This is a genomic window from Mycobacterium sp. TY815 (assembly GCF_030755135.1).
Taxonomy (GTDB): domain Bacteria; phylum Actinomycetota; class Actinomycetes; order Mycobacteriales; family Mycobacteriaceae; genus Mycobacterium.
Genome location: NZ_JAUFRX010000001.1, coordinates 2,353,207 through 2,367,879 on the forward strand (window position 1 = coordinate 2,353,207; position 14,673 = coordinate 2,367,879).

Sequence of the window (14,673 nt, forward strand, 5' to 3'; positions counted from 1 at the left end):
TTAGGTGGCTTATATAGCTCAGTAATATCGTGGTCCCGAGATCCGAGAGCATTCACTTCAAACAGGTAGGTGAAATTACGTGACTGGCGAGTCGGGCGCCGCGGCGATTCCCTCAATAACCCTCAACGACGAGAACACGATTCCAGTGCTCGGCCTCGGCACCGCGGACCTCTCGGACGACGAGACCGAACGTGCGGTGTCGGCCGCGCTGGAGATTGGCTGCCGCCTCATCGACACCGCAGCTGCCTACGGCAACGAGGCCGCGGTGGGCCGGGCGATCGCAGCCTCCGGCATCCCCCGCGCGGAGCTCTTCGTCACCACCAAGCTGGCCACCGAGGATCACGGCTTCGCGTCAGCGCAGCAAGCCTGCAATGCCAGCCTGGAACGCCTGGGTCTCGACTACGTCGACCTCTACCTGATCCACTGGCCGGCGCCGGCGCAGGGCAAGTACGTCGACTCCTGGGGTGGGCTGATCCAGTCCCGCGGGGAAGGACATGCGCGCTCCATCGGTGTGTCCAACTTCACCGCCGAGCATCTGGAAATGGCGATCGACCTGACGTTCGTCACCCCGGCGGTCAACCAGATCGAGCTGCACCCCCTGCTCAACCAGGAGGAACTGCGCAAGGCGAACACCGGGCACCAGATCGTCACGCAGGCCTACACCCCGCTGGCGCTCGGCAAGTTGGCGGAGAACCCGACCGTCACCTCGATCGCCGGCGAATACGGCAAGACGGCGTCTCAGGTGCTGCTGCGGTGGAATGTGCAATTGGGCAACTCGGTCGTGTTCCGCTCGGCCAATGCCGAGCACATCGCCGGCAACCTGGACGTGTTCGATTTCGAGCTGGCCACCGAGCACATGAATGCACTGAACGGTCTGAACGACGGCACCCGCCTCCGTCCGGACCCGGACACCTACGCCGGAACGTAACGCACTGGCGCCGAGTGTGAATTCGGCGACGGCGCGGAGTGTCGCGCCGGGAGCTTCACAGTCGCCCGGTCAGCCGGGTGGGCAGGTCGCGGCGGCGCTGCGCAGCACGTCTCCGGAAGCCTGATCCACCGGCAGGGCGTAACCGCGCAGCACGGCGATGAACTGGACCGCGTACTGACAGGCGAAAGCGGCGTTGGGCGGCATCCACAGCGCGGGCGGTGAATCGCCCTTGTCCTGGTTGGCCTGCCCCTGCACCGCCAGCAGATTGGCGGGATCGTTGGCGAACCGCACCCGTTCGGCCACCGGCCAGACGTTGGCACCCATGTCCCAGGCATAGGCCAGCGGCACCAGGTGATCGATCTGCACCGCCTCGCCCACCTTGGCGCCGCGCTGAAACGTGATGACGGAGTTGGTGTACGGGTCGTGCAGGATGCCGGTGGCCACCGCGTCAGGGCAGCGTTTGGTGTAGACGTGGATGACTTCCACCAGATCGCGGTTGAGGATGTCGTCCCGGGTGTCACAGCCGTTGTGCCCGCCCGGAGCGTCGTTGTCGTCGGTCCAGGCATCGCCGAACGCCGCGCGCAGGTAGTCGTACCGGTGCAGGCGCTGCGGAACGACGACGATACCGGCGAGCACGTCGGCACCCGGCGCGACCGTGGGAACGTCTGCGCGAGCGGCGAATTCGTCGGCACGCCGGGCCGCCGACGAACCCAGGGTCTGGTAGGCGACGACCAGAGCGAGCACTGCGACGGCGGCCAGCCACCACAACGTCCGGGGTCTCATGACTTGTCCAGGTATTCGATGCGGTCGGCGTTGGTGAAAGGTGCTGCCATCAGGGCCAGACCGGCGTCGGCGGGGTTCTGTTCGTAGGCGGCCAGACAGAACGCGCGGGCGGCCTCGATGACCTCCAGATGGTCGGCCAGCGACAGCAGGCGCAGCGTGATCGCCCGGCCGGACTGGTTGCGGCCCAACACATCTCCCTCTTTGCGCTCCTTGAGGTCCAGATCGGCGAGCGCGAAGCCGTCCATGGTCGCAGCAACCGCTTTCAGCCGCCTACCGGCTAGCGACCCTTCCGAGCTCCAGGTCTCCAGCAGGCACAGGCTCGGATGCTGTCCGCGGCCGATGCGGCCACGGAGCTGGTGCAGCTGGCTGATCCCGAACCGGTCGGCATCGAGCACCAGCATCACGGTGGCATTGGGAACGTCGACGCCGACCTCGATGACGGTGGTGCACACCAACACATCGATCTGGCCGGCCCGGAACGCCGACATCGCGTCGTCCTTCTCGTCGGACGGCAACCGTCCGTGCATCAGGCCCAGTCGCAGGTCCGCCAGCTCTTTCGCATGCAGCCTGGCGAAAGTCCCCTCCGCCGTCGCCGATGGCCGCTCTTCGGCTTTGGCGTCGGCTTCCGTTTCGTCGATCCGCGGTGTCACCACGTAGGCCTGGCGACCGGCGGCGACTTCCTCCCTGATCCGCTGCCAGGCCCGCTCCAGCCAGGCTGGCTTCTCTTTCATGAAGATCACGCTGCTGGTGATGGGCTGGCGTCCCTTCGGCAGTTCCCGCAGGACGGACGTCTCCAGGTCGCCGTACACGGTCAGGGCGACGGTGCGTGGGATCGGCGTGGCGGTCATCACCAGCAGATGCGGGGTGATTCCGGCGGGAGCCTTGGCGCGCAATTGATCTCGTTGCTCGACGCCGAATCGATGCTGCTCGTCGACGACTACCAGGCCGAGCTTGTGAAACTCCACGGCCTCCTGCAGGAGTGCGTGGGTGCCGATGACGATGCCGGCCTCGCCGACGGCGATCTCGGCGCGGACCTTCTTCTTCTGCGCGGCCGTCATCGAGCCGGTGAGCAGCGCCACCCGGGTTGCGTTGTCGTCCGCGCCGAGCTGACCACCCATCGCCAGCGGACCCAACACATCGGTTATCGACAAGAGGTGTTGCGCCGCAAGGACTTCCGTCGGGGCGAGCAACGCGCACTGATAGCCCGCGTCGACCATCTGCATCATCGCCAGCACCGCGAGGATCGTCTTGCCCGAACCGACCTCACCCTGCAACAGCCGGTTCATCGGGCGGGTCTGCGACAAGTCGTCGGACAACACCGCTAGCACCTCGCGCTGGCCTTTCGTCAGCTCGAAGGGCAGTCGGTGCTTCAGTTCGGCGGCCAGACCGTCGGGTCGCGGCGGCGCCGCCGGTCCCGATTCGGACAGCTCGCCGTGCCGGCGGGTGACCAGCGCCCACTGCAGACCGACGGCCTCGTCGAAGGTCAGCCGGCGGCGGGCCTGCGCGCGCCGCGTCTCGTCATCGCTGAGGTGGATCGCACGCAGCGCCTCGTCCTCCGAAATCAGGTCGTGCTTGGCACACAGGTCTCGGGGCAGTGGGTCGGGAACCGGGTCCAGAACTTCGAGGACCTGCCGGACACACGAATAGATGTCCCAGGTCTGCAGCTTCGCGCTGGCGGGATAGATCGGGTAGAAGGGACGCTCGAACTCTTCGATCGCCACCTCGCCCCCGCGGGACTTCGCGGACGCGTCGGCGATGCTGCGCAGCGACTTGCTGCCGGTGTTCTTTCCGTCGGCGGAATCCAGGACGAGGAAAGCCGGGTGGGTGAACTGCATGACTCCTTTGAAGTAGCCGACTTCTCCGGACAACATCACCTTGGTGCCTTTGGTCAGCGACTTGATCAGGTAGTCGGCGTTGAAGAAGGTCGCCGTCACCTTGCCGCGGCCGGACCCCACGGTGATCCGGAGAAACTTCCGGTTCGGCGTCTTCCGCATCTGGGCCCAGTTCGCCTCGGTGATCACATCGACGACGGTGATGTGCTCACCTTCCTCGGGCCGCGCGTCCTCGACACCACGCGTCCCGTTGCGTGCGACATAGGTTCGCGGGTAGTGCCGCAGCAGATCGCCGACGGTCTTGATGCCGAACACGTCGTCGAGTGGGTCGGCGGATTTCGCCCCGATCACCATGTCGAGGCGGTCACCGAGCCCGACCACTACTCCACCCCGATCAACAGCACGTCGCCGCGATGTCCGGTGCGGTAGATCACCAACTCGCTGCCCGGATGGCGGTCGTGGATGTGCCGCTCCATGGCCTTGCCCACCGCGTCGACGTCGCTGTCGGCGAGTTCGCAGCCGGTCAGCACGGTCACCAGGTCGCCGCCGGAGGCCAACAGCAGGTCCAGCAATCCGATGGCCGCCGCGGCGACATCGGGGGCGACGATCAACACCTCGTCACCGGCGATGCCCAGGCCGTCGCCCGCTTTGCAGGTGCCGGCCCAGGTCAGGGCGTTCTCGGTGGCGATGCGCACCGAGCCGTGCCGGGCCACTCCGGCGGCGCGGGCCATCGAGTAGCCGTCGTCGACGGCCTGGCGGTCCGGGTCGTGCACCGCCAGGGCGGCCAAACCCTGCACCATCGACCCGGTCGGCACCGGGACCACGTCCACACCCCAGCCGATCGCGGCGGTGCATCCGGCGACCAGTTCTTCGGCGGCGACATATCCGTTGGGCAGCACCATGACCTGGGCGGCGCCGGTGTCCACCACGGCGTTCACCAGGTGGTGAGCGGTGACGTCGGCGTCCGAATCGGGCCGCAACACGCATGCGCCCTCGCCGGCGAACAACTCGTCGGCGCCGTCGCCGTCGACGACCGCCAGCACCGCACGCTCGCGGGTCCAGCTGCCGGGAGGCAGTCCGGTGGCACCGGAACTGAGCCCCGAGACCACGATCCGGCTCAGCTGTCCCGCGGCGATACCCGCCTCGATGGCGGCACCCGCGTCGTCGGTGTGGACGTGCACCGAATAGCTCTCCGACGGGACCGCGGCCACGGCCACCGAATCGCCCAGTTCGCCCAGCCGGTTGCGCAGCGTGTCCGCCGCCGCCGCATCGCAGGCGGCGAGCAGGTACATCACCTCGAACTGGGGGGCCGGACGGCGGGCAGCGGAGTCGGGGGCCCGCGACTGCGGCGACGGTTCGTAGCAGGACCGCGCGGGGGCGCTGCCGGTGATGGTCGAGCGCAGTGAGTCCAGCATGACCAGCAGCCCCCGCCCGCCCGCGTCGACCACGCCGGCGTCGGCGAGCACGTCGAGCTGCTCGGTGGTCTTCTCGAGCGCCACCACGGCCGCGTCGCCGGCGTCGATGACGGCCCGGGACAGCGTGTCACCGGCGGCCGCGGAGTGCTCGACGGCAACGGCGGCTGCACGCAGCACCGAGACGATGGTGCCGGGAACTTCGTCGCCGCCCATCGATGCCACGACCAGCTCAACGCCACGCCACAGCGCCGCACCCAGCGTCGCCGCGTCGATGGCGGACAGCGCGCCGCCGGAGTCGCCGGCCGCATCCGCGGTCACCTCGGCCAGACCCAGCAGGATCTGGGACAGGATCACCCCGGAATTGCCGCGCGCTCCGGTCACGGCGCCGGCTGACAGCGCCGCCGCCACGCGGGCGACGTCCGCGTCCACGTCCTCGTCGGCTTGTGCCAGCGCCGAACGCATCGTGAACAGCATGTTTGCGCCGGTGTCGGAATCGGCGACCGGGAACACGTTGAGCCGGTTGATCTCGTCGATGTGGGTGATGAGGTCGCTGACGACGGTGTGGGCCCAGTCGCGCAGGGCGGGGCCGTCCAGCGGACGATCCGGTGTGCCCAACCCCCCACCTCCTTCATGCAGGCTCGTTACGGCCCTTGGTGCGCGCCAGCGTAGCCGTGCAAGAGCCTAGTCAGCCGTGGCGACAGGTGCCGTTCCCGTTTTGGTGGATGCCGACCACAGTCGGTATTCTGGGACTCCCCTGGGCTATCCTGGGCTATTCCGGCTCAGTTTCGGCCGACCCTGTGACGAGGTCGGCGGACCCCAGCAACAGACTTGAGGAGTTTGAACCATGGCCGCTGTGTGCGATATCTGCGGGAAAGGCCCCGGCTTCGGTAAGTCGGTGTCGCACTCCCACCGCCGCACCAGCCGCCGGTGGAACCCCAACGTTCAGACCGTGCACGCCGTGACCCGTCCCGGCGGCAACAAGCAGCGCCTCAACGTGTGCACGTCGTGCATCAAGGCCGGCAAGGTTACCCGCGGCTAGATCCCCACGAGTCGCGCTTCGACGCGCTCGGGACGCTCGGCGGCGGCGCACCGTGAGGACGCTCGCCGAGGCTGTAAATCTGTGGGCCGAAGTGCGAGTACGGCCTGCGATATTGCAGGCTCGATGCCGCGCAGCCGCGCGTGCCAAGGGACACTCACCCAGACTGTAAATCCGCAGCGAAAATGCGGGTGCGGGCCACCAATTTTGCAGGCTCGATGAAACGCGGGACGGCCTGCCGAGCCGCCTCGGCCTCCAAGTAACGTCAGCAACGGGTCTGGCGTAAACAACGGAGTACAGCCGAGGCGGTTCCACGTGAGTGACAGCGCACTAGCAATCACCAACCTGATCTACACCTACGCCCAACTCCTGGACAGCGGCGACCTCGACGGTGTCGCCAGGCTCTTCGAACACGGCCGCATCTGCGGAGTCGAGGACGGTCCGCCGGAGACGGTGTTCGCCGGTGCCGCACGGGTGCGCCAGATGTACGAGATGGCCACCCGTATCTACGAGGACGGCACTCCCAAGACGAGGCACAACACCAGCAACGTCCAGCTCTACATCGACGATGCGGCCGGCACCGCGAGCAGCACGTCGTACTACTGCGTCACGCAGGCCACCCCCGACCTGCCGCTGCAGGTGATCGTCACCGGTCACTACAAGGACACCTTCCAACGGCTCGACGGGGTGTGGTGGTTCGAGAGCCGCACCATGTTCGTCGATCAGATCGGCGATGTCAGCCAGCACTTGAAGTTCTAGTGGTGACGCCGTTCGACGCCGCGGCGGTGATGGCCGGGACGCAACGCGAGGAGTCGCTGACCGATTGGGGGCTTGACGATTTCGAGCGTCCACCGTACCGGTTGGCCGATTACGGCCTGCGACCCGAACAGGTCGACGAGCGATTTACGTTGTACAACAGTCGTTTTCGAGACAGGAGCAAGGCATGACCGACCACCCGGTCGCCACCGCATCGCAGCACGAACAGGAACTGGCCGCTCTTGAGCTGATCGAGCACCCCACCGTCAAGGCCGCCTACCGCGACGTGGCGCAGACGTGGCTGGGCCGCGCGAAGGCGTCGGATGCCATGCGCGAGCGGTTTGACGATGCGTTCGCCGAGGTCATGTTCTCGGCCGCGGTGTGGTCGTCCAACCAGGACAAGCTGCGGCCCAAGGTCAGCTGCATCACCCGGTTGGCGCACTCGGTGGACGGCCGGCGCATTCCCGGATCCCGTTGGGGCATCGATAATCCGGACAGCGTGTACCGGGTGATCCCGATCTGCGGCAACGAACGCTACGAGATCCACGGCCGGGTGGGTGAGCATCGGATGACCGAGAACTACTTCACGCTGTGGGATGCGCACATGGGCACCGTCGACGTGCTCAACGGGCGCACCATGGCGGTCGATTCCGACGGCAGCTTCACCATCACCGTCGATTCCGACCCCGCCGGCGGGCGGCCCAACCACGTGCGGAGCACCCCGCAGGCACACGAGTTCTACATCCGCGACGTGTTGCTCGACTGGGCTCGTGACGATCCGAATCACTTTGACATTCAACGGCTCGGCGACGCTCCGTCGACGCCGGCCCGCACGCTCGATGAGCAGGCGGAGGCCACCGCGGCGATGATGGCGTACTTCGCGAACTTCACCGGCAAGCTCAGCCACGGCGTGTACAAGATGCCGGCCAACCGGTTCGACCTGGCCTGGTCCGCGGACACCGACGGCGCGATGCGCAACCAGTTCTACGTGATGGGCCGCTTCGATCTCGCGCCGGACGAGGGGTTCGTGGTGGACCTCAACGACGGTGGTGCCGAATACTTCACGGTGCCGCTGAGCAATATCTGGGGTACCACCCTCGACATCATCGACCGCACCGGCAGCCTCAACAAGGCGCAGTCGGTGGCCAATGAGGACGGCACCTACACGTATGTGATCGCGCCGGAGGATCCCGGTGTGGCGAACTGGATCGACACCGACGGGCTGCGAGAGGCGATTCTGACGTTGCGGACGGCGGAATTCGGCGAGACCGGGCCGCGGGCGGGCCTCGGCGCACACGGGCGAGTGGTGAAGCTGGATCGCCTTGATGCCGAGGTGCCGCACCTGCCGCGGGTGAGCTCCGAGCAGCGGGCCGCGGAACTCGCTGACCGGCGAGCGGCCTATCTGCGGCGGCTTCCGGAAGGGACGGTCTGAGATGGCACGCTGGTTGGTGACGGGTTGCTCCACCGGGTTCGGCCGCGAGATCGCCCGTGGCGCTCTGGAAGCGGGTCACCAAGTGGTGGTGACGGCACGTCGGGCCGAGGCGGTACAGGACCTGGCAGACGAGTTCGGTGATCACGCATTGGCGGTGGCGCTCGATGTGACGGACGCCGCGCAGATCGCCGCAGCCGTCGACGCGGCGGAGCGCGCCTTCGGCGGGATCGACGTGCTGGTCAACAACGCCGGCCACGGCTATCTGTCGGCGGTGGAGGAAGGCGAGGACGCCGAAGTCCGGAAACTGTTCGACGTCAACTACTTCGGCGCGGTCGACATGATCAAGGCGGTGCTGCCGGCGATGCGGGCCCGGCGATCCGGCCACATCGTCAACATCTCGTCGATGACCGGGCTGGTGGCCAACCCGCCCAACGCCTACTACTCATCCACCAAATTCGCGCTGGAAGCGGTGACCGAGGCCCTGGCCACCGAGCTGCGGCCGCTGGGGATCAAGGTGACCGCCCTCGAACCGGGCGCGTTCCGCACCGACTGGGCGAGCCGGTCGATGAAGGAAACCGCCACTCCTATCGATGATTACACCGACGTCGCGGCGCGCAAGGACCTGATCAAGCAGTTCGCCGACCACCTGCCGGGCGACCCGCGCAAGGTGGCTGAGGCGGTACTCATGGTCACCGAACTCGACGATCCGCCGCTGCGGCTGTTGCTGGGCCGCGATGTGCTCAAGGCCATGCGGGACAAGATCGCCGCCCTGTCTGCGTCGATCGAGGAATGGAAGGCCGTGACGAAAGACGTGAATTTCCCGGGTAGTTAGGTCATTCGTCGAGGAACACCGCGTGCTTGTCCAGGCTGTCGCGACCGATGCGCAGCGAGTTGGCCGGGAAGTCCGGGTCGGGATAGCCCACCGCGAGTCCGCACAGGATGCGCATGTCCGCTGCGATGCCCAGTTGCTCGCGGACGATCTCGGGATAGCCGGCGATCGAGACCTGAACACAGGTGCCCAGTCCACGAGCGGTCAAGGCCAGCAACAGATTCTGGATGAACATCCCGACGCCCATTCCGTCGATGACGTCCAGGTCCTGATGCATGAACACCACCCCGCCCAGCGGGGCGCGGAAGAACTCCCAGTTACGCAGCACCGCTTCCTGACGGCCCGCGGCGTCGTCGCGGGCGATGCCCATCGAGCCGTAGACCTGCGCGCCCAGCTCCCGCCGCAGATGGGCGAAGGCCGGTGGCAGTTGCGGAACCCGCGGTGGTTCGGAACGGGCCTTGGCCAGCAAGGCCGCTACCAGCCTGTCCGTGGCGGCCCCGCTGGTGAAGATGACCTGCCACGGTTGCACATTCGAGTTGGACGGGGCATGCATGGCCAGCTCCAGCGACTCCTCGACCAACTGCCGCGGCACGGGCTCGGGCAAGAACATGCGGCTGGATCGGCGTTGGCGAATCGTCTCCTCGAGGTCGTACACGTTTTCATCCTGACAGGTACGGTCAGTCGCGCACGACCAGGACGGTCTTTCCGGCTCGCCGGCCTGGGCGCGAGCCGCTTTCGAATGCTGCCCGGCCCTGTGCAAGCGGGAAGGTTCGGGCGATCTCGACGCGCAATGCACCGTCATCCACCAAAGTGGCGAGTTCGGTGAGCTGGTCCCGGTTGGCGGTCACGATGAAGAACGTTGCGGTGACGCCGAATTCGTCGGCCTTGCCGGGCGGGGGCGGCGCACTGAGGGTGATCAGGCGGCCGCCGGGGCGCAGCACACCGTAGGAGCGGTCCAGGGTCCGCCCGCCGACGGTGTCGATCACGACGTCATAAGCCGCGTCCGTGTCATCGAAAGACGCTGTGCGGGTGTCGATCACGTGCCGGGCACCGAAACCGCGCACCAGTTCCGCGGTGTCGCTGCGTACTGTCGCGGTGACCTCGGCACCCAAGTGCGCCGCGAGCTGCACCGTCAGGGCACCCACTCCCCCGGCACCGCCGTGCACCAGCACCGCCTCGCCCGGGCGCACCTCCGCATGGTCGACCAGGGCCTGCAGGGCGGTCAGCCCGGCCAGCGGCAATGCCGCGGCCTCCGGGTGGGACAGGCCCGTCGGTTTGGCGGCCAGGTCGGTCGAGGGCATCGCGACGAATTCAGCTGCGGCGCCGTCTCGGTCGAACGCCACCAGTCCGTACACCTCGTCGCCGGGCTGGACGTCGCAAACGTTCGGCGCCGCTTGATCCACCACTCCGGATACCTCGTGCGACACGATCGTCGGTGTCCGGTCCACGCCGTCGCGCGTCCAGGTCTCTTCCCAGGTCAATTCGTCGAAGGTGATAGCCGCCGCATGCACGGCGACCAGCACTTCGCCGTGCCCTGGGACGGGTACCGGAGCCGATTCGACGGTCAGCACTTCCGGCCCGCCGCGCCGCTGCGCCCGCAACGCCGTCATCTCACTCACCTGCGGCGATGGGGTCATGACGACGTCAGGCATAGCCAGATCCTCCTCGGCCGGAAGGCGCCTCGGTAACCGCCGTTACACCGGCGGCCACGTACCCCACCATGAGCGAGGCGCACAATTCGTGAGTTTTTGGGGTCTTCCCGATTGCTAGGGTTTGAATCAAAAGTCGGCTTTGGTCGGGAGGACGAATGCGCAACAGCAAGGAACTGTCACTGTTGACACCGTGAAACCGTCACGCCCCTGCACTTCGCAGATGCCCAACAGGTCGATCAATGTGATGCTGCCGACTTGGTCCGGTTGTACGGTCGTCGTCACGGCAGCCGCCAATCGATCGGGTCGGCCCCCAACCCGGTGAGCAGTTCATTGGCACGACTGAACGGCCGCGACCCGAAGAACCCGCGCGACGCCGACAACGGCGACGGATGTGGCGATTCGATCGCGACACAGTTACCTTCGGCCAGCATCGGCTTGAGAGTCGACGCGTCGCGCCCCCACAGGATCGCGACCAGCGGCTGATCGCGACCAACCAAAGCGCGAATTGCGCACTCCGTCACCGCTTCCCAACCCTTCCCGCGGTGCGATGCAGGGGTGGAAGGCCGCACGGTGAGCACCCGGTTCAGCAGCATCACCCCGCGCTGGCACCATAGCGTCAGGTCGCCGTTGGACGGCTGCGGGAAACCGAGGTCGGCGCTGTACTCGTCGAAAATGTTGGACAGGCTGCGGGGCAGCGGACGCACGTCCGGGGCCACCGAGAAGCTCAGGCCCACCGCATGGCCCGGTGTGGGGTAAGGATCTTGCCCGACGATCAACACCCGGACACCGTCGAAGGGAAAGCTGAAGGCGCGCAACACGTTCGGACCCGCGGGCAAGTACCGCCGGCCGGCCGCGATCTCCTCGCGCAGGAACTGACCCATCTTGCCCACCTGATCGGCCACCGGCGCCAGCGCCGTCGCCCAGCCTGGTTCGACGAGTTCACTCAGCGGGCGCGCGGTCATGACAGTCCCTTCACCAAGAGCACCACGGTGTCGGCGCCGGCCTGGCGGTCCTTCGAAATCTCCTGGTATTCCGGCGATTGCGCCCACGCATGGAAAGCCGCCTCGTCCGGGAACGACATGAGCACCACTTTCTCGCGGTCCCAGTCTCCTTCGACTACCCGAGGTGCCTCGTCGGCGGCAAGCACGGTGCCGGAGTAACGGCGGAAGACATCCATGAAGCCTGCCTGGTAACGGTCGTAGGCAGCCCGGTCGGTGAACTTCAGCTGGGCGATCGCGTAGACGGTCATCCGCGCCAGCCTAACTTGACTGGAACGACTCCCACCCCGCGTACCCGTCCCACACCTTGCCGTCGACCAGCACCCGCGCCGGCCCGTCGATCACCCGCCCGATCACCCGCCAGCCGGGCGGCACGGCGTCGGCGAAACACGCCGCCAGCGCGTGATCTTCACCCCCGCCCAGCACCCAGGCCCACGGGTCGGCACCAACGGCGGCCGCCGCCTGCGACACCGCGTCGCGGTCGGGTTCCAGCGCTTCGGCGGACAGGTCGATTCCCACCCCGGACGCGGTAGCGATGTGACCCAGATCGGCGATCAGACCGTCGGAGACGTCGATCATCGCCATGGCGCCACCAGCCGCCGCCATCGCGCCCTCCCCATAGGGCGGCAGCGGCACCAGATGCCGGTGCCGCAGGCCGTGGAAATCGTCGATACCGTTGCACCACAGGGCATATCCGGCCGCCGAGCGTCCCAGCTCACCGGCGATGGCGAGTACCGCACCGACCCGCGCACCGGACCGCAACACCGGTGCCCGGCCCTCGAGGTCACCGAGCACAGTCACCGAGATCACCCACTGCGGACAGCTGACCAGGTCTCCACCGGCGATGCCGGCACCCACCCTTTCCGCCTCGTCCCACATCCCGTCGGCCAGCGAGACCGCCTGGGCGGCCGGGGTTGTGCCGGGTGCTCCGAAGCCCACCACGAACGCGGTGGGTCGCGCACCCATCGCCTCGATGTCGGCGGCATTCTGGGCGATCGCCTTGCGTCCGACGTCATACGGTGTCGACCAGTCGAGCCGAAAGTGCCGGTCCTGGACCAGCATGTCGATCGATACCACGGTGCGTTCATCGCTGCCCGACACCACTGCCCCATCGTCGCCGGGTCCCAGCGTGACGGCGGCGGGCTGACGGCGATCCCGCACCAACCGCTCGATCACTGCGAACTCACCGACCTGCTGCAGTGTCGGGGACTCCCCGTCGTCGCGCACGTCACCTCATCTCTGCGTATTCCGGCCGTGTGATGCCCCTCGGACGGCCGTCCGACCTGCGGTAAGTTGGGTCCCTGCCCGTTCGGCTGGACGGCGTCAGTGTAGTAGCGACGGAGCACCGGACCGCAGAGGAGATGATCAGGTGACAGGCGGGGCCGACGCCGGCGGGCCGCCGCGCGCCGTCATGATCGCCGCATTGGTGCTGGCCGTGGCGACCATCGGGGCGATCCTGGTGCTCGCTGCCACCCGGCGCACGTCGCAAGAACCCATCGCGCTTCCCACCGTGGCCGCTCCCCAGGCCGCCAGCCCGCCCTGCCAGGCGCTACTGGCGGCACTACCCCAGCAGCTCGGCGACTTTCAGCGGGCCGAACTCGCTCAGCCGGCGCCGCAGGCAGCCGGCGCCTGGCGGACCCGGACCGCGACCGACCCGGTCGTCATGCGCTGCGGCCTCGAACGACCAGCCGACTTCGTGGTGGGGTCGCCGATCCAGGTCGTCGACAAGGTGCAGTGGTTTCAGGTGAACGAGGAAGGGTCGGCGGAGGAGGGCAGATCCACCTGGTACACGGTCGACCGGCCGGTGTACGTGGCGCTGACGTTGCCCGCTAACTCGGGACCTGTTCCGATTCAAGATATTTCGCGCATCATCGACCGCACCATCGCCGCGGTGCCGATCGACCCGGCACCGGCTCGTTAACGCAGGCCTACGCCGCGGGCAAGTGCCGTCTCCACCATGGTGGCCAACAGGGTCGGATAGTCCACCCCACTGGCCGCCCACATCCGTGGGTACATCGAGATCGTGGTGAAACCGGGCATGGTGTTGATCTCGTTGATCACCGGTCCCGCTTCGGTGAGAAAGAAGTCGACCCGGGCCAGGCCCTGGCAACCGATCGCCTCGAAGGCGCGAATCGCCAACTGGCGCAGCGCTTGTGCAACCTCGTCGTCCACCTTGGCCGGCACGTCCAATTCCGCGGCGTCGTCCAGGTATTTGGTCTCGAAGTCGTAGAAGCCGTCTTCGCGGCCGCGCACCCCGGCCACCCGGATCTCGCCCAGCGTGCTGGCTTCGATGGTGCCGTCCGGCATTTCGAGGACACCGCATTCCAGCTCGCGGCCGTTGATCGCCGCCTCGACGATGACTTTCGGGTCATGGCTGCGGGCGGCGGCGATTGCGGCCGGCAGATCGTCCCAGCTGGCCACCCGGCTGACGCCGATCGATGAGCCGCCCCGTGCCGGCTTGACGAACACTGGCAGGCCCAGCCGCTCGCGTTCCTCGGGGTGCAGCGTCTCCTGTGACGGCCGCAGGACCGTGTACGCGCCGACCGGCAGTCCCTCGGCGACGAGCAGCTTCTTGGTGAACTCCTTGTCCATGCCGGCAGCGCTGGCCAGCACACCGGCACCCACGTACGGGACACCGGCGAGTTCGAGCAGTCCCTGGATCGTGCCGTCCTCGCCGTAGGGTCCGTGCAGCACCGGAAACACGACGTCGACGGTCCCGAAAACCTCCGATCGGGGACTGGCCGGCAACGCCAGCTCGGTGCCCGAATCGGCGCTCACCCCCGGTAGCTGCCGGTTGTTGATGGCCAGCGCGGCGGGGTCGCCGTCGGTGAGCACCCACCCGCCCTGCGGTGTGATCCCGATGGCGACGACGTCGAACCGTTGCGGGTCCAGGTTGCGCAGGATGCTGCCCGCCGACACGCACGAGATGGCGTGCTCGTTGCTCCGCCCGCCGAAGACCACGGCGACGCGTACGCGCTTGCTGGCAGTCACAACCTGGAGAGGCTACCGGGT

Annotated in this window: 16 protein-coding genes; 7 read left to right on the forward strand and 9 right to left on the reverse strand. The window is 67.4% G+C overall.

All coding sequences use genetic code 11. From position 1 onward, the window contains the following. Positions 1-79 precede the first annotated feature (79 nt). The gene (locus QXK92_RS09730; protein ID WP_306241447.1) at positions 80-928 is read left to right on the forward strand and encodes an aldo/keto reductase; all 849 of its coding nucleotides are present in this window, start codon (positions 80-82) and stop codon (positions 926-928) included. A gap of 69 nt (positions 929-997) precedes the next feature. Here the strand turns inward: QXK92_RS09730 and QXK92_RS09735 are convergent, their stop codons facing one another. From QXK92_RS09735 to QXK92_RS09745, 3 genes are read right to left on the reverse strand one after another with little or no spacing between them, the layout of a single operon-like run. After that, positions 998-1,711, reverse strand: a complete 714-nt coding sequence (locus QXK92_RS09735; protein WP_306241448.1) for an HNH endonuclease family protein — start codon at positions 1,709-1,711, stop codon at positions 998-1,000. Then, a complete protein-coding gene (recG, locus tag QXK92_RS09740) occupies positions 1,708-3,924 on the reverse strand; it encodes an ATP-dependent DNA helicase RecG (RefSeq protein ID WP_306241449.1) in 2,217 nt (738 codons plus the stop codon). The genes QXK92_RS09735 and recG overlap by 4 nt, the downstream gene beginning before the upstream one ends. Continuing rightward, positions 3,924-5,573, reverse strand: coding sequence for a DAK2 domain-containing protein (locus QXK92_RS09745; protein ID WP_306241450.1), 1,650 nt, complete (start codon positions 5,571-5,573; stop codon positions 3,924-3,926). The genes recG and QXK92_RS09745 overlap by 1 nt, the downstream gene beginning before the upstream one ends. A 229-nt stretch (positions 5,574-5,802) precedes the next feature. On the opposite strand from QXK92_RS09745, the gene rpmB reads away from it, so the two are divergent. The 5 genes from rpmB (at position 5,803) to QXK92_RS09770 (ending at position 9,014) form a co-directional block, all read left to right on the forward strand. Further along, positions 5,803-5,997, forward strand: coding sequence for a 50S ribosomal protein L28 (rpmB, locus tag QXK92_RS09750; RefSeq protein WP_036354526.1), 195 nt, complete (start codon positions 5,803-5,805; stop codon positions 5,995-5,997). Positions 5,998-6,309: 312 nt separating this feature from the next. Continuing rightward, positions 6,310-6,753, forward strand: a complete 444-nt coding sequence (locus QXK92_RS09755) for a nuclear transport factor 2 family protein (protein ID WP_306241452.1) — start codon at positions 6,310-6,312, stop codon at positions 6,751-6,753. A 2-nt stretch (positions 6,754-6,755) separates the two neighbouring features. Continuing rightward, the gene (locus tag QXK92_RS09760; RefSeq protein WP_306241453.1) at positions 6,756-6,941 is read left to right on the forward strand and encodes a hypothetical protein; all 186 of its coding nucleotides are present in this window, start codon (positions 6,756-6,758) and stop codon (positions 6,939-6,941) included. Then, entirely contained in the window at positions 6,938-8,182 is a 1,245-nt protein-coding gene (locus QXK92_RS09765) for a hypothetical protein (RefSeq protein WP_306241454.1), read from the forward strand. Before QXK92_RS09760 ends, QXK92_RS09765 begins: the two co-directional genes overlap by 4 nt. 1 nt (position 8,183) lies before the next feature. After that, positions 8,184-9,014, forward strand: a complete 831-nt coding sequence (locus QXK92_RS09770; protein WP_306241455.1) for an oxidoreductase — start codon at positions 8,184-8,186, stop codon at positions 9,012-9,014. Position 9,015: 1 nt separating this feature from the next. Here the strand turns inward: QXK92_RS09770 and QXK92_RS09775 are convergent, their stop codons facing one another. From QXK92_RS09775 to QXK92_RS09795, 5 genes are all read right to left on the reverse strand, one after another. Continuing rightward, the gene (locus QXK92_RS09775) at positions 9,016-9,666 is read right to left on the reverse strand and encodes a nitroreductase (protein WP_306241456.1); all 651 of its coding nucleotides are present in this window, start codon (positions 9,664-9,666) and stop codon (positions 9,016-9,018) included. A gap of 22 nt (positions 9,667-9,688) precedes the next feature. Continuing rightward, positions 9,689-10,621 carry an NADP-dependent oxidoreductase gene (locus tag QXK92_RS09780; protein WP_306244310.1) on the reverse strand — a complete coding sequence of 311 codons (933 nt, stop codon included), beginning with the start codon at positions 10,619-10,621 and terminating at the stop codon, positions 9,689-9,691. A 320-nt stretch (positions 10,622-10,941) separates the two neighbouring features. Then, on the reverse strand, positions 10,942-11,625 hold the full coding sequence (locus QXK92_RS09785; RefSeq protein ID WP_306241457.1) for a uracil-DNA glycosylase: 684 nt from the start codon (positions 11,623-11,625) through the stop codon (positions 10,942-10,944). Beyond that, the gene (locus QXK92_RS09790; RefSeq protein ID WP_306241458.1) at positions 11,622-11,912 is read right to left on the reverse strand and encodes a DUF1330 domain-containing protein; all 291 of its coding nucleotides are present in this window, start codon (positions 11,910-11,912) and stop codon (positions 11,622-11,624) included. Before QXK92_RS09790 ends, QXK92_RS09785 begins: the two co-directional genes overlap by 4 nt. A gap of 10 nt (positions 11,913-11,922) precedes the next feature. Beyond that, positions 11,923-12,888, reverse strand: coding sequence for a thiamine-phosphate kinase (locus tag QXK92_RS09795; RefSeq protein ID WP_306241459.1), 966 nt, complete (start codon positions 12,886-12,888; stop codon positions 11,923-11,925). Between the two features lie 184 nt (positions 12,889-13,072). On the opposite strand from QXK92_RS09795, the gene QXK92_RS09800 reads away from it, so the two are divergent. Further along, entirely contained in the window at positions 13,073-13,582 is a 510-nt protein-coding gene (locus QXK92_RS09800; RefSeq protein ID WP_306244312.1) for a DUF3515 domain-containing protein, read from the forward strand. Here the strand turns inward: QXK92_RS09800 and QXK92_RS09805 are convergent. Then, positions 13,579-14,652: a D-alanine--D-alanine ligase family protein gene (locus QXK92_RS09805; RefSeq protein ID WP_306241460.1), complete on the reverse strand. Its 1,074-nt coding sequence runs from the start codon at positions 14,650-14,652 to the stop codon at positions 13,579-13,581. The two genes, QXK92_RS09800 and QXK92_RS09805, sit on opposite strands and share 4 nt — an antisense overlap. Positions 14,653-14,673 lie beyond the last annotated feature (21 nt).

What these genes read in the sequence shown, in the direction of transcription:
- QXK92_RS09780 (WP_306244310.1), bottom strand. Translation starts at nt 10,621, where the DNA reads ATGACGGCGTTGCGGGCGCAGCGGCGCGGCGGGCCGGAAGTGCTGACC.
- QXK92_RS09790 (WP_306241458.1), bottom strand. Translation starts at nt 11,912, where the DNA reads ATGACCGTCTACGCGATCGCCCAGCTGAAGTTCACCGACCGGGCTGCC.
- QXK92_RS09785 (WP_306241457.1), bottom strand. Translation starts at nt 11,625, where the DNA reads ATGACCGCGCGCCCGCTGAGTGAACTCGTCGAACCAGGCTGGGCGACG.
- QXK92_RS09735 (WP_306241448.1), bottom strand. Translation starts at nt 1,711, where the DNA reads ATGAGACCCCGGACGTTGTGGTGGCTGGCCGCCGTCGCAGTGCTCGCT.
- QXK92_RS09765 (WP_306241454.1), top strand. Translation starts at nt 6,938, where the DNA reads ATGACCGACCACCCGGTCGCCACCGCATCGCAGCACGAACAGGAACTG.
- QXK92_RS09800 (WP_306244312.1), top strand. Translation starts at nt 13,073, where the DNA reads ATGATCGCCGCATTGGTGCTGGCCGTGGCGACCATCGGGGCGATCCTG.
- QXK92_RS09770 (WP_306241455.1), top strand. Translation starts at nt 8,184, where the DNA reads ATGGCACGCTGGTTGGTGACGGGTTGCTCCACCGGGTTCGGCCGCGAG.
- rpmB (WP_036354526.1), top strand. Translation starts at nt 5,803, where the DNA reads ATGGCCGCTGTGTGCGATATCTGCGGGAAAGGCCCCGGCTTCGGTAAG.